Origin of the sequence: Streptomyces sp. NRRL B-24484, from assembly GCF_000717715.1 — a bacterium.
GTDB lineage: Bacteria > Actinomycetota > Actinomycetes > Streptomycetales > Streptomycetaceae > Kitasatospora.
In genome coordinates this window covers 1-12,158 of sequence record NZ_JOAI01000085.1, presented here as the reverse complement: position 1 = coordinate 12,158, position 12,158 = coordinate 1, and the positions used below count along the sequence as shown (strand labels likewise).

The 12,158-nt window shown below is 71.3% G+C and carries 12 protein-coding genes and 1 pseudogene; 3 read left to right on the top strand and 10 right to left on the bottom strand.

Features of this window, described 5'->3' with window-relative positions; genetic code table 11:
* Nucleotides 1-403: 403 nt before the first annotated feature.
* Nucleotides 404-628: a hypothetical protein gene (locus tag IE98_RS0140585; protein WP_030277647.1), complete on the top strand. Its 225-nt coding sequence runs from the start codon at nucleotides 404-406 to the stop codon at nucleotides 626-628.
* Nucleotides 629-1,522: 894 nt separating this feature from the next.
* Here the strand turns inward: IE98_RS0140585 and IE98_RS0140580 are convergent.
* Nucleotides 1,523-3,235, bottom strand: a complete 1,713-nt coding sequence (locus tag IE98_RS0140580; protein WP_063749093.1) for a SpoIIE family protein phosphatase — start codon at nucleotides 3,233-3,235, stop codon at nucleotides 1,523-1,525.
* Between the two features lie 693 nt (nucleotides 3,236-3,928).
* On the bottom strand, nucleotides 3,929-4,354 hold the full coding sequence (locus IE98_RS49880) for a CBS domain-containing protein (RefSeq protein WP_159401238.1): 426 nt from the start codon (nucleotides 4,352-4,354) through the stop codon (nucleotides 3,929-3,931).
* Nucleotides 4,355-4,681: 327 nt separating this feature from the next.
* Between IE98_RS49880 and IE98_RS49875 the strand changes: the two genes are divergently transcribed.
* The gene (locus tag IE98_RS49875; RefSeq protein ID WP_159401237.1) at nucleotides 4,682-5,065 is read left to right on the top strand and encodes a DUF5994 family protein; all 384 of its coding nucleotides are present in this window, start codon (nucleotides 4,682-4,684) and stop codon (nucleotides 5,063-5,065) included.
* Between the two features lie 466 nt (nucleotides 5,066-5,531).
* Here IE98_RS49875 and IE98_RS52800 read toward each other — a convergent pair.
* From IE98_RS52800 to IE98_RS0140540, 7 genes and pseudogenes are all read right to left on the bottom strand, one after another.
* Nucleotides 5,532-5,612: pseudogene (locus tag IE98_RS52800) on the bottom strand (DUF1330 domain-containing protein); the annotation flags it as partial.
* 32 nt (nucleotides 5,613-5,644) lie between these two features.
* Nucleotides 5,645-6,013 carry an STAS domain-containing protein gene (locus IE98_RS45560; protein WP_159401236.1) on the bottom strand — a complete coding sequence of 123 codons (369 nt, stop codon included), beginning with the start codon at nucleotides 6,011-6,013 and terminating at the stop codon, nucleotides 5,645-5,647.
* A gap of 104 nt (nucleotides 6,014-6,117) precedes the next feature.
* Entirely contained in the window at nucleotides 6,118-6,387 is a 270-nt protein-coding gene (locus IE98_RS0140560; RefSeq protein WP_030277639.1) for a hypothetical protein, read from the bottom strand.
* Between the two features lie 44 nt (nucleotides 6,388-6,431).
* Nucleotides 6,432-6,812, bottom strand: a complete 381-nt coding sequence (locus IE98_RS0140555) for a helix-turn-helix transcriptional regulator (protein WP_267882391.1) — start codon at nucleotides 6,810-6,812, stop codon at nucleotides 6,432-6,434.
* 287 nt (nucleotides 6,813-7,099) lie between these two features.
* Nucleotides 7,100-7,951, bottom strand: a complete 852-nt coding sequence (locus IE98_RS0140550) for an aldo/keto reductase (RefSeq protein WP_030277637.1) — start codon at nucleotides 7,949-7,951, stop codon at nucleotides 7,100-7,102.
* Nucleotides 7,952-8,307: 356 nt separating this feature from the next.
* Nucleotides 8,308-9,282, bottom strand: coding sequence for an aldo/keto reductase (locus IE98_RS0140545; RefSeq protein ID WP_030277636.1), 975 nt, complete (start codon nucleotides 9,280-9,282; stop codon nucleotides 8,308-8,310).
* Between the two features lie 188 nt (nucleotides 9,283-9,470).
* Nucleotides 9,471-10,205 (bottom strand): SDR family oxidoreductase, encoded by a 735-nt coding sequence (locus tag IE98_RS0140540; RefSeq protein ID WP_030277635.1) that lies wholly within the window; start codon nucleotides 10,203-10,205, stop codon nucleotides 9,471-9,473.
* A gap of 190 nt (nucleotides 10,206-10,395) precedes the next feature.
* Here IE98_RS0140540 and IE98_RS0140535 point away from each other — a divergent pair, with 190 nt between their 5' ends.
* On the top strand, nucleotides 10,396-11,310 hold the full coding sequence (locus tag IE98_RS0140535) for a helix-turn-helix transcriptional regulator (protein WP_030277633.1): 915 nt from the start codon (nucleotides 10,396-10,398) through the stop codon (nucleotides 11,308-11,310).
* A gap of 516 nt (nucleotides 11,311-11,826) precedes the next feature.
* Here the strand turns inward: IE98_RS0140535 and IE98_RS0140530 are convergent.
* Nucleotides 11,827-12,051, bottom strand: a complete 225-nt coding sequence (locus IE98_RS0140530; protein WP_030277632.1) for a hypothetical protein — start codon at nucleotides 12,049-12,051, stop codon at nucleotides 11,827-11,829.
* Nucleotides 12,052-12,158 lie beyond the last annotated feature (107 nt).

Below are 12,158 nucleotides of genomic sequence, written 5' to 3'. Positions count from 1 at the left end.
CGCCGCGGAGCACCCACCCGGAGAGATCCGGGAAACAAAAATGCGCCTGCGATACATCAGCAGGCGCACACAAAGTTCATGGGAACCACTACTGCAACTGAAATAACTGTAGCAGGTCGAGGAGTGCCGTGGGGTGAAAATTTCGCACCAGGTTTTGTGCAGGTCTCGTCCTCGGCTTCCGGACCGTGCTGGAGGTCACGCCAACCAGCCAAAGGGAAAGGCTGGTTGATGCCGTTCGTCGGCTTCGCCCCGCTGGCGGCACTCTTCTGCAGGAGGTGCCGGTCGGGCAGTGCGCGCTTCCGATTTCCGGGACTGCGCCCGGGGCGGACGGCCGCCGTGGCCCTCCGCATCACGTTTTTTCGAACAGCCGCATCCGCCCGCTTGCCGGCGCATACTTGTAAAAATGACCGACCATTCCGCTCGTCGTCCCCTGCCCACCAGCCCCTTCAGGACCCGGGCCGAAGCTCCGCAAAAGCGGTTCGCCGTCGGCGACCGGGTGACCCACGACGCCTACGGCCTCGGCCGTGTCATCGGCGTCGAAGGCGACAGCAACACCGCTGTCCTCGTCGACTTCGGATCGCAACAGGAGCGGATCACCCCGCCGTACGCCCCCATGCACAAACTCTGATCCCACGGGGGACGGCCCCGTCCTCGTCGCTCCACGGCCGTGGGCTCCTTCGTGCAGCGGATCGCCCGCCGTTCCCCGTCTGCCCGGGTCGGCGCCGTCGGCCGACAGCCGCGTCGAGGGGGTGGCGGTGGCACGGACGAGTTCCCGCCGGGCTGTGACCGGCTCCCACGTACCGGCCGAGCTCGCACTGCACCTCCCGGTCGACCTGCTCCACGGCTTCGACATCGTCGTGCCGCGCAGCCTGTCGAGGTCCCGCCGCCATTGGCACACCGGCCGTTCCTGGCGGGGCGTGTGGCGGTGGAATTGCTCACCGACGCTGCCGAACACGTCGGTGGCCCACCCGCCTTCCGTCTCGACCACCACCCAGTCCGGCTGCGTGTCGCAGTGGACCGATCCTGACGACGCGCCCTGCAGCCCCGTACCGGCCCGCGGCCCCGCATGGGCACGGCCCGGTCGTCGTCGACCGCATCGCCGCCGTATGAGGCGGCACACCGGCCCGCGACGGCGGGACCCTCTGAACCGGTCGGGACGTCCCGGCGGGACCTGGCCCGGCCCCGGCGCGGGGGTGGCCGATCGGCGGATGAGCCCGGCACGGTGACGGCGCGGTGCGAGGTCGCGGTCGGCGCCGGCCGGCGTCGTTTCGTGAAACCCGGGCGCCCGGATGATCACACGGCAGAGGGAGCACCACAGGCCGCGGCCGTGCCGGATCCCCCACCGTTCGGCGCGTGCACCCGCGAGGCGGGGGCGGCTCGCCCTCCCGATGTCGACGCTCTCGATGTCCTACCGGGCCCGACAGGCTCGGGCTTCGGTAGGAGCTGTCGGCACCCGTGCGCCGGCAACCCGCGGGGCTCCCCGTTCGGCTCCCGCACGCGTCCGGCACTGTGGCCGGGCTGTTCAGTTCGGTGGTACTCGGAGCGCGAGGAGGGCTGTGTCATCGGTACTGCCGGGTGGTACGGCTCGAAGGATCTGGTCGCAGAATTCTTCCAACGGGCGCGCCGCCATGCTGGCGGCGTGGCGGCGCAGCCTTTCCAGGCCGGCGTCGAGGTCGGTGCCGGGGGCTTCGACGAGTCCGTCGGTGAACAGCAGCAGTGTCGAGCCTGCCGGTAGGTTTTCGGTGCCATTGGGGCGTTCGGGGTCTCCGCCTGCTCCGAGGATGAGTCCTTGGCCTGCCTCGAGGTAGTGTGCGGCGCCGCTGTGGGACGGTGTTCCGGCGGCGGGTAGCAGCAGGGGTGGCGGGTGTCCGGCGCTGGTCCAGCGCAGTCGCCAGGGCCCTTTCGGGGTTTGCTCGGCGTAGGCGAGGACCATGGTGGCCATGGGGATGTCGGTCAGACTCGTCATCGCGTCGTCGAGCCGCGTGACGACGGCAGCCGGCTCTTCGTGGCGGTCCCAGGCCAGCGTGCGCAGGATGTTGCGGAGCTGGGCCATCCGGGCTGCGGCCTGGAGGTCGTGTCCGATCACGTCGCCGATGACCAGTGCGGTCGCGCCGAGGCTGAGCGGAAAGGCGTCGTACCAGTCGCCACCGACCCGCGAACCGGCCGGAGCCGGCTGATAACGGGCGGCCAGCTCCATGCCCGGACCGCGCGGCAGTTCGGTCAGCAGGTGGTGCTGCATGGCGGTCGCGATGTCGCGCTGTTCGCCGAACAGGCGGGCGTTGTCGATGGCCACCCCGGCCCGGTGGCCGATGTCGGCGAGCAGGGCGAGCTCGCCCTGGGTGAAGGGACGCCCCGCACCGGTGCGCACCGCCGTGATCGCCCCGGTGACCTCGCGGGCGCTGCTCAGTGGAACCACGGCGGCGGAGGTCGCGCCCAGCGCGCGCAGGAACCCGGCTTGGACCGCGGCAAGCGGGGCATCGGGTGGTTCGGCCATCTCCTGCGTGCCGAGCACGAGGGGTTGCGCGCCTTGCAGCACCCGCACCAGCGCGGAACGTGAGAGGGCCGTGGGCGGTGGCAGCGGACCCCGCCACGCCTCAAGGGCGGAGTCCCGCCCGGATGGACCGAGAACGGCCACGCGGCGGACCTCGCCGTCGGGGGTCCGCAGATCCACGGCCACCCAGTCCGCCAGCTCCGGGACGAGTAGTGGACCGAGCCGGTCCACCGCCTCCTCGACGTCCAGTGTTTCCGAGAGCACCTCGGTGATCGCGCCGACGAGGGTCAGCCGTTCGGTCAGGTCCTTGAGGAGGCTCACCTGGGCAGCCTCCGGCCCGACGGGCGCACTGCTTCCCGCAACGTCGGCGAACAGCACGGCCATGCCCACCGGCCGGCCCCCGGCCATGACGGGCGCCGCCGACCAGCGCACCGGCATGACCCTGCCGTCACCGGTCAGGAAGGCATCGCTCGCGCCCCAGGTCGGCCGCCCGGTCTCCACGACTGCCAACAGCGAACACTGCGCACGCGGAACGGCCGCACCCTCGGGACCCCGGTGCAGCAACCCGTGCGCATCCGCTCCCGTCATCGCCGCCGCCCCGCGGCCCAGCAGCTCCTCGGCCCGCGGATTGACCGCCAGGATCCGCCCGTCCGCGTCGAGTATGAACACTCCGGCCGCCAGCCCTCCGAACGCTGCGGCCAGCAACCGCTGCTCGTCTTCCCAACTGCCGTCGCCGGGCACCATCGCGCCGCCAGCCCGCCTACAGCCGCTGCTCCGGGCCGGAGGCCGCCGGTGCTCCGAAGCCGCCGGTCACCGGCACGTACGCATGTGCCCGATCCACCGGCGCACAGTGGTGCTGCCCGCCGTACCGGCCGAGGGGCCGGGTTTGCGCACCGATCGCCCACTGCAGCTCGGTGCGTGCTTCTGTCTTCGGCGACCAGCCCGGAGCCGAAGATTCGTTCGCTGCCATCACGTCCCCTCTCGCGGTCCGCTCGGCGGCCCGGCACCCACCATCCACGGTGACCTCAACGACTCCGCACTGCGACCCGGCAGGAAGCGGTGGCCCGGGCAGGATCGACTGTCCCGTAGTGCGCACGACTGCAAGATCCTGCGTATGAACAGCTACCCGATCACCGAGGCCCGCACCAAGCCGGGGGCTCCGGCACGGCAGGCCGGCCCGAGCAGGAGCACGTCGCCGAAGACCCCGCCCGGCCGGCGCCTTCACCGTCGGGGCCGGCGGCATCCACCGCACTCCGGTCGGCTACGGGTCCAGTACCGTATCCGCGAGCAGACCATCACCATCACGGTCTTCCACCTCGGCCGAGTCCGACCGCCCGGACGGCACCCGGTCTGCCCGTCCCACCCGGCTGACGCTTGCCTGCGGTCCGCGTGCCGCAAGCTGCTTCTGCGGGCTCCGGTCGTGCGCCGCTCGAGGATTCATACCGGCGTGGTGCCGAGCAGGATGGTGGCGCGGTCCGCGGTGAGGACGCCGAGGGTGTAGCCGTCGTCGTCGATGACGGGCCATACCGTCAGGTGCTTGATCCGCATGGCGATTGCCGCGAGAGCCAGTCCCATGGTCGGCCAGGCGAAAGGGCCGTGCTGGTGCGTGGTGGAGCTGATGGCGGTCCGTTCGCTGTCCCAGGATCGGGTCACGAACGGGTGGAGTCCGGTGCGGGTGACCAGCCCTTCGCAGCGGCCGTTGTGGTCGCGGACGAGCAGGTAGTCGATGTGGGCGCTGTGAAAGATGTCGTTGGCCCGGTCGACGGTGTCATCGTCGGCTATCTGGTAGGGGCAGGGTTCCATGGCGTCGGCGACCGTGAGGCCGTGGCCGGGCCGTGCTGACCGGAGGGGATGAGTGGTCACGGTGTTCACCGTTTCCCGTCTCCGGGCCCACCTGGTCTGCCCGGAAATTCCCTTCACCCAGAACGAAGCCGGAGCGGGTACCGGGATGCGGGATGCCCTGGATGACTTCGAGGCTACTCCTGCGGCCGGGTCGGGTGACCGCTGCAAGGCCGCCGCGGAGTACGGTGCGAGACAGCCGAGGACATTTTGCACACCGGCATCAGCGCCGACGTCGCCCTGGGCCTTGAGTGGTCCCCACGTGGACCGGACGGGCGGCCCCGCATGATGCCGATTCCCCTCCCTGTTCCCTCCTCTCCCGGGCCGTGGTCGGTGCCCGGGGTTCCGCCGTTGCCCCGTCTGACGCTGGAGCCGAAGATGCTGCGGCAGGGTGTCTTCGACGGTGCCTGGTGGCCCCGTTCCCACCACCTCCTCGCCGAACTGCCGGACCTCATCACCGCGCTCGCTGCCCATCTCGGACGCATCGTCCGGGTGAGCCTCGACAGTCCGGCCTGGGAGGGCGTGCCCCGCACCCTCGTGGTCAACGGCACGGTGATCAAGATCGGCCGGTTCGCCGGCAGCGATGCGACGATCAGCCTCATACGAGGCTTCCAGGACCACTTCCTCCTCCTGGTGGTGCCGCCCGGCACCCACCCGGAAACAGCCTCCTCGGCGATGACGGGAACCGCAGCAACCGGCAACCACACCCCAGCGGTAGAACTCCTGCACGGCTGACCGGACAGGCCGTACCCCGCGCAGTCCGACCGCCGAGCGGTATCGCCATCACCGACTCCTCAAGACCGGTGCGGCCGCGATCGGCAACTGGCGGCCCGTCGACCGGTTCGCCGACCGAGGTTACGAACCCGGTGGCCGTCCTTCGGCCCGTAGACCCGGATTCCGGGTAAACGTGCCAGCCAGGTGTCGTGGTGATCGACCATCAAGGTGAAACAGTCGGTCTCCACGACGGTGCCGCAGGCCCCGGTCCACCGGATGGCGCGATCGGTGCGGCCGTATCGGCCGCACCGCAAACCACGGCCCTCAGGGGAAACTCCCGAGCACGACTGGGTGGGGATCCCGACAGCAGATCACACAGACCGCCGCCCGCGACCGGCGCGAGCACCCACGAACCCCGCCGCACCGGCGGCCGCGGCAGCGAAAGCCGTGATGGTGGATCTTCAGTGAAGATCCGACCGGACCTCGGTCAGTCGATGCCTTCGACGATCCGGAAGTCGTGCTCGACGCCGTCGGAGAGGGCGACCAGCGCCTCCCGGTCGGCGGCCGAAGGTTCCCGGAGTCTCTTCGACCGATGTGGTCCTACCGGCCGGGGGCGGGCGGTTCCTCGCCGTGCCGGGCGGCGTCCTCGGCGGTGGCGTAGACGGGGAACAGCCCGGCGGTGTCGGTGAGTTCCAGGACCCGGCGTGCCCCGGCGCTGGGTGCGACCAGGACGGTGGGCACCCTCCGGTCGGCGGCCGCGGTCCTGGCCCGCAGCAGAACGTTGAGCCCGCCGGAGGCGAGCAGTTCCACTCCGCTCAGGTCGAGAGCGAGAACTTCCGGGAGCTCGGCGAGTGCTGCGTGCAGGGCCTGCAGCGCTTCGTCGGCGGTGCCCTGGTGGAGGTCGCCGGCGAGCATGCACACCACCGCTCCGTCGACCCTTCTCGTGCTGGTCTTCAGCTCGCTCGACACCGTGGTGTGCCTTCCTGCGGGAGTGGTGTGTTCGTTCTGCGGCCGTTCAGGGCCCCGGACGCTGCTGCGGATGCGGTGCGGGCGGGGCACTGGTGGCCGGTTGGTCACCCCCAGCATCTGGTGACGCCGTCGTGGCGGCTGCGTTGCCGTTCCCCGGCGCGGGCCGAGGCCCGGTCGAGTTCGAGCAGGAGGTTCAGAGCGGTGGCGGCCGCGGCGGCGGCCGGCATGGCGGCGCTGAGGGCGTCGTACGCGCTCTTCCCGTCGCCGTTGTTCCAGTGGTCCACCGCGGCGCAGGCCAGGTGCTTCAGCTCGGCGAGTTTGGTGGTGGCCGCGGCCGGCAGGGCGTCTCCGTTGAGGGTGTCGGTGTCGGTCATCGGTGTCCTCCCCGGGTGGCGGGGGATCCGTGCGGTGGGCCGGTTCAGGAACTCCGGTCGCGCTCGTGCTTGTGGCCGTGCCGGTCGTCGGGACGGCCTTCGTGTGTGCCGTCGGTGCCGGTGGGGGGTGAGAGGTCGGCGAACAGTTCCAGGAAGCCGGCGATCTCGTGGCGGGCCTCGGCGGGGTGGCGGAAGTGCATGTGGCGGGTGATGCGGTAGTGGTTGCGGCGGCCGTGCCGGGTGCGGGTGAGGTAGCCGGCGCTCTCCAGGTCGGTGATGATCGCCTGCACGGCCCGCTCCGTCAGTCCGCACGCGGCTGCGAGATCCCGTACGCGCGCCTGCGGGTCGCGCGAGATCATCAGGAGCACCCGGGCGTGCTGGGTGAGGAACGTCCAGCTCGTGCGGGGCTCGTGCTCGTCCGCCACAAAACAAGTATGAACCCGAATGCCGGTTTTGTCGGACATGAATTCTGGCGCCGGTCAGCGGGGGTACACGCTCCACGCACCCCCGTGCGAACCCGCGGCTGACCACGGGGTGGGGGTGCCAAGGCCGACGGCGGGACGTGGATGCCCGCCGGGGCCGGCCGTGCCAGTCGTTCTGGGGCCGGCGTCGTTCGTGGTGTAGGAGCCGAGGGGTGCAGGGGTGCCGTCCGTGCCGGCCACCTTGTTCGCCGTCGTGCCACAGATCCGCACCGGGGCGTGATCGGAGGTGTTCAGCCCTCCAGGCGGCGCTTGCTGAGCCAGGCGACCATCTCGGGGTCGCGGTGGTCGAAGAAGAGGGTCCTGCCGGTGTCCAGGGCGGCGATGGCGGCCATCTGGTCGTCGGTGAGGGCGAAGTCGAAGACGTCGATGTTCTGCGCCATCCGGTGGGGGTTGACGGACTTGGGGATGGTGACGATGTCCCGCTGGATCAGCCAGCGGAGCACGACCTGGGCCACGGACTTGCCGTGCGTCTCGCCGATGCCGGCGAGGACGGGGTTGGTGAACAGGTCGTTCCTGCCTTCGGCGAAGCCGCCCCACGCCTGGTGCCGGATGCGGTGCTCGCGCATCAGGGCGTGGTCGGGGTCGCGTTGGAAGAAGGGGTGGGTCTCGATCTGGTTGACCTGCGGGGCGATCTCGTTGTTGAGGATCAGGTCCAGGAGCCGGTCGGGGTGGAAGTTGGCGACGCCGATCGCCCGCGCGAGGCCCCCGCGGTTGGCGCTCTCCATGGCGCGCCACTGGCCGTAGACGTCGCCGTAGGGCTGGTGCATCAGGTACAGGTCGACGTGGTCCAGGCCGAGCTTGGCCAGGGAGGTCTCCAGGGCGCGGCGGGTGTTGTCCTGGGCGGGGGCGTCCTGGACCCACAGTTTCGTGGTGACGAACAGCTCCTCGCGCGGGATGCCGCTGTTCTTGATCGCCCGGCCGACGGCCTCCTCGTTGCCGTAGGCGGCGGCGGTGTCCAGCAGCCGGTAGCCGGCCGCCAGGGCGTCGGTGACGGCCTGCTCGGTCTTGTCCGGGTCGATCTGGAAGACGCCGAAGCCGAGGATCGGCATCTCGACGCCGTTGTTCAAGGTGACGTGCTGCATGGGGACTCTCCCTGGGTGCGGCGGGTGGTGCCGGTTCGGTCGGCGGGTCCGGTGACCCGGGCCAGGACGCCGGTGGCGCTCATAGCGGGTGGGCCGGCCGGCGCAGAAGGCGGAGTGGATGATGGCCTCGACGAGTTCGCGCGGGGGGCGTTGTCGAGGGCGCGGCGCAGGTGGCCCGTCAGTCGGCCGTCGCGGACCGGGGCCACCAGGGCGGCGACGACGATCAGGCCGCGCTCGCGCGAAGACAGCTCCGGCCGCTGCCGGACATCGGCGAAGAGGACGTCGTCGGTGAGGTCGGCGGGTTCCGGGACGTGGCGACGGACCAGGTCCGGTGCGACCCGGGTTGGTCCCGGTCATCAACGCTCCATCATCCGCATCTGGGCCTGGTTGTGGGTGTCGCCGGCGGCCGGCGGCAGGTTGCCGAGTCGGGTGAGCTGCTCGTCGGTGAGGCGGAGGGCGTCGGCGCCGGCGTTCTCCTCCACACGAGCCACCCGGCGGGTGCCGGGAATGGGCGCGATGAAGTCGCCCTGGGCGAGCAGCCAGGCCAGCGCGACCTGCGCCGGGGTGGCGCCGATCTCGGCGGCGACGGCGGCGACCCGGTCGGCCAGGCGCCGGTTGTGCTGGAAGTTCTCGCCGGTGAACCGCGGGTTGTCGGCGCGGAAGTCGGTGGGGTCGAACTGCCCGGTGGAGCGGATCGTGCCGGTCAGGAATCCGCGCCCGAGCGGGGAGAAGGGCACGAAGCCGATGTTCAGCTCCCGCAGCACCGGCAGAACGCGGGCTTCGGGGTCGCGCGTGAACAGTGAGTACTCGGACTGCACCGCGGTGATCGGGTGGACGGCGTGGGCGCGGCGGATGGTCTCGGGGCCGGCTTCCGAGAGGCCGATGTGCCGGATCTTGCCGTCGGCAACCAGCTCGGAGAGCGCGCCGACGGTCTCCTCGATCGGCGTGCGGGGGTCGACGCGGTGCTGGTAGTAGAGGTCGATGCGGTCGGTGCCCAGGCGGGCGAGGGAGCCTTCGACGGCGGTGCGGACGTTGGCCGGGCTGCTGTCGGTCGCCCCTGGGCGGCCGGTGTGGGAGATCAGGCCGAACTTCGTGGCGAGCACCACCCGGTCCCGGCGGCCCCTGAGCGCGCGGCCCACCAGCTCCTCGTTGATGTACGGGCCGTAGACCTCGGCGGTGTCGATGAAGGTGACGCCCAGGTCCAGGGCGCGGTGAATGGTGCGCACGGACTGCTCGTCGTCGCTGCCTGCTCCGGTGTAGCCGTGGGACATGCCCATGGCGCCCAGGCCGATGCGGGAGACGTCCAGGCCGCGCAGGTGGATGTGCTTCACGAAGTGGTCCTGTTCGTTCGTCGGTCGATGCCGGTGCGCCGAGCATCGGGCACGGGCCGGCTGCGCGCGGGCGGCCGATGCGGGAAGCCCCGAGGGGCCCTCACGCCGCGGCCGGTGTCCGTGCCGCAGTGCGACAGGCTCGTTCCCTGCCGACGCGTGCGCCGTTTGCGCGAGAGAGGGTGATCAGGTCAGAGCGCCTGGCCGACGGGGCGGAGCAGGATCTCGTGGATGGCCAGGTGCCGGGGCCGCTGCAGGGCGAAGGTGATGACCTCGGCGACGTCCTCGGCGGTGACCTCGGCGGCGTCGTAGAGCTGCTGGGCGCCCTGGCGGGTCGCTTCGTGGGTGATGTGGGAGGGCAGCTCGGTGGCGACGACGCCGGGCTCGATCACGGTGACGCGCACGTCGGGCAGCAGCTCCTTGCGCAGCGACTCCGACCAGCCGTTGATGCCGAACTTCGTGGCCGCGTACACGCCGCTGCCGACGTTGGCAACGCGGCCGGCGACGGAGGAGATGTTCACCAGGTCGCCGCCGCCGTGCTTGAGCTGGTCGAGGAACACCTCGGTGGCCGTGATCGCGCCGAGCAGGTTGACCTCGATCATCGTGCGGTGGTCGTCACGCCGCTCGGCGGAGAACGGCCCGAGCAGCATGACCCCGGCGTTGTTCACCAGCACGTCCGTGCCGCCGAACTCCTGCTTCACCTGTTCGGCCGCCGCAACGATGGTCTCACGGTCGGTGACGTCGGCGCAGATCGCGATCGCACCGTCGCCGAGGCCGTCGGCGAGGGCCTTGATGCGGTCCGCGCGGCGGGCGAGAAGCGCGACCCGGTAGCCCGCCGCGTGCAGGGACCGGGCGGTCGCGGCGCCGATTCCGGAGGAGGCCCCGGTGATGACGGCGACGCGTCCCTGCTTCTGGTCCTGGCTCATCGTGTCCTGTCCTTCATGGTGATGTTGTGCGCTCCGGCGTCCGGTGACGGTAGGCGCTCGGCGGTCCGAAAGGTCCGGACCGCCCTGACGTAGCCATTGCAGCACCGGCTCCAGGGCGGGGCGAGGGACGGCTCGTACGTGTACTGGCAGTCACTCCTTCAGGTCCCTGGTCCGCCGTACCGTGGACGGCATGGACAACCAGGCCGAGGTGCGGGACTTCCTGCGCACACGACGTGACCGGATCACCCCCGAGCAGGCGGGGATCGTCGCCGGAGGCCGTCGCCGCCTGCCCGGTCTGCGCCGCGAGGAAGTCGCCATGCTCGCCGGAATGAGCATCGACTACTACGCGAAGATGGAACGCGGGAACCTCGCCGGCGTCTCCCCCGAAGTCCTCGATGCCCTCGCCCGAGCGCTTCGCCTCGACGAGGCGGAGACCGAGCACCTGCACGACCTCGCCCGGGCCGCGAACCCCTCGCGCCGCCAGCGCCGCTCCCGCCCGGCACCAGCGACGATCCGCCCCTCGCTCCAGTGCTTCCTCGACGCGATCACCGCAGCGCCCGCATGGATCGTCGACCAGCGCGCCGAAATCCTCGCCACCAACCCGCTCGCCCGCGCACTGCTCGCCCCGCTGCTCGAGGACCCGGACGCCCGGAGCAACAGCGCGCGGTTCGTCTTCCTCAGCCCCGCCGCCCGTACCTTCTATCCGCAGTGGGAACACGCCGCCGACGCCTCCGCCGCGAACCTGCGCACCGCCGCCGGACGCAACCCGCGCGACAAACTCCTCACCGACCTGATCGGGGAACTCGCAGCCCGCAGCGACGCCTTCAGCAGCCGCTGGTCCGCCCACGACGTGCGCCTGCACCGCACCGGCACCAAGCACATCCACCACCCCGACGTCGGCGACCTCGAATTCGTCTACGAGGGCGTCGAACTACCCGATCACCCCGGATGGATGATGTACGTGTACACGAGCGCGGCGGGATCCCCGACCGAGGAGCGCGTCAAGCTCCTCGGCAGCCTCGCCGCCACAGCCGCCGACAAGCTCGCCGCCACAGCCGCCGACAAGCAGGCCGCCGCACCCGCCCTCCGGCCGGACGACATGTGAGCCGGCGTGGTCGGCGTCGGGGTCTGCCGCAGCAGGGGAACGGGGCGGCGCCTGGAGGACGGTCGGGCGAGACGGCCGGGCCCGCCGGGTGTGTTCTCGGCCGGTCGCGGCCGGAGCCGCGGTGCGGGTCGCGGGTACGGCCTGGGCCGAAGAGGCCGTAGCGGTCGAGCGGGGCGAGGCCGACCAACGCCGAGTGCCGGGTTGGCCTTGCTGTCGCCGTCCTCGATGCCGTCGAGCTCGCTGCCGAACAGCACGAGGACGTCGTGGTCCTCGGACGGCAGGTCGGAGGAGGTTCCCAGTCGAGGTCGTACGGGTCCGCCGCCAGGCCTTGCACGGTGTCGGCGACGAGGCGGGGACGGTCCTGCCGGAGCTCCTCGGCCCGGGCGATTGCCGGGTGCAGTGCCATTTCCTCGCCCGTGCACCCGGGCACCAGGTCCCGGTCGGCTTCCAGGTCGCCGGCGAGCTCGTCGAACGTGCGGGCCATCTGCCTGCGCCAGGAATCGTCCTGGTGGAGCGTCACCCGCGGGAGGCTCCGGCGCCGGCCGTGAGGGGCCAGGGGCCCTGGGCGAGGCGGCGGCGCAGGGCGTCGAGGTGGGCGAGGCGGGTGTCGATGGCGGTGATGGCCGCGGAGCTGGTCCCGTGGATCCGGCGTTCGAGGTCCGTGATCTTGTCCTGGATGTGCTGCCAGCGTTCTTCGGTGGTGCCGGGGGTGCGGTCAGGCGCGTCGTCGGTCGCTGTCATGGCGGAGACGGTCGGTGTGGTGGGTGAGGTCGTCGAGGCGGGTGGCGAGGTCGGTGTGGGCCGGGCCGAGGTGGGGGCGCATGGCGTTCAGGGGCGCGACGAGGTCG

What these genes read in the sequence shown, in the direction of transcription:
- IE98_RS0140585 (WP_030277647.1), top strand. Translation starts at nt 404, where the DNA reads ATGACCGACCATTCCGCTCGTCGTCCCCTGCCCACCAGCCCCTTCAGG.
- IE98_RS0140580 (WP_063749093.1), bottom strand. Translation starts at nt 3,235, where the DNA reads ATGGTGCCCGGCGACGGCAGTTGGGAAGACGAGCAGCGGTTGCTGGCC.
- IE98_RS0140560 (WP_030277639.1), bottom strand. Translation starts at nt 6,387, where the DNA reads ATGACCGACACCGACACCCTCAACGGAGACGCCCTGCCGGCCGCGGCC.
- IE98_RS0140550 (WP_030277637.1), bottom strand. Translation starts at nt 7,951, where the DNA reads ATGCAGCACGTCACCTTGAACAACGGCGTCGAGATGCCGATCCTCGGC.
- IE98_RS0140540 (WP_030277635.1), bottom strand. Translation starts at nt 10,205, where the DNA reads ATGAGCCAGGACCAGAAGCAGGGACGCGTCGCCGTCATCACCGGGGCC.
- IE98_RS0140535 (WP_030277633.1), top strand. Translation starts at nt 10,396, where the DNA reads ATGGACAACCAGGCCGAGGTGCGGGACTTCCTGCGCACACGACGTGAC.
- IE98_RS0140530 (WP_030277632.1), bottom strand. Translation starts at nt 12,051, where the DNA reads ATGACAGCGACCGACGACGCGCCTGACCGCACCCCCGGCACCACCGAA.